Raw genomic sequence first — 751 nt, forward strand, 5'->3', positions numbered from 1 at the left:
ATCAAAACAGAAAGTGGCGGATGCCGAGCTTTGGTTGTGCCTTGCATTGATCGCCAGTTTGGCAACTCCAGATGCGCTTCAATTACTGACCCAATCGGCACAATAACCGCCAAAGGTGGCGGTAAATCAGCCTTGGTAGCGGCATTCCTGCACAAGTATTACGGACAAAAGAAAGAAAACGAGATCAGGGGCCATCTACCTAGCGAGCCCATACATACCCTCACTTCTGAGCGGCGTTATAGCCTCGTTACCAGCCACCTCACCAGCTTTCGCGGCACCTGCAAACACGGCCACGACGTTAATCAGCCAATGCCTGCAGTAACAGCAAGTGGAAACCATATCGCAGAGGTTCGCGCATTTCTCACCGCCTACTACGGCGAGAGCATTGGCTACTCAGCAAACGCACCACTTGGAGCAGCAACAACTAAGGACCGCTTTGGCCTTATCACTGTGAATATTGGCGGCGAGCCCTACACCATCACCGATATCGGCATGCGTATGCTAGAGCCTTCAGAGCTGTATCTGGCGCAAGGTTTCCCCTCCGATTACACCATCAATTTTAACCACAATGGCAGACCGTTCTCAAAGAAAGAGCAGATCAAGAAATGCGGCAACAGCGTTTGCCCGCCCCTAGCGAAGCTGATTGTTGAAGCCAACGTTCCCGAACTCATGGCAATGGAGGAAGCAGCATGACCTTCCTTCCCCTCATCTTCACTGTAAACACCCTCCGCATGTGGCAGCTCTACTGGTT

General features: G+C 52.1%; 1 protein-coding gene. It reads left to right on the forward strand.

Going from position 1 to position 751, the window contains the following annotated elements; all coding sequences use genetic code 11:
* Positions 1 to 693, forward strand: a 693-nt coding sequence (locus PPL9_RS13915) for a DNA cytosine methyltransferase (protein ID WP_200962312.1), incomplete at its 5' end; no start/stop codon positions are given.
* Between the last annotated feature and the right edge of the window lie 58 nt (positions 694 to 751).

It is taken from the genome of Pseudovibrio sp. POLY-S9, assembly GCF_001431305.1.
In the GTDB taxonomy this organism is placed as follows: Bacteria; Pseudomonadota; Alphaproteobacteria; order Rhizobiales; family Stappiaceae; genus Pseudovibrio.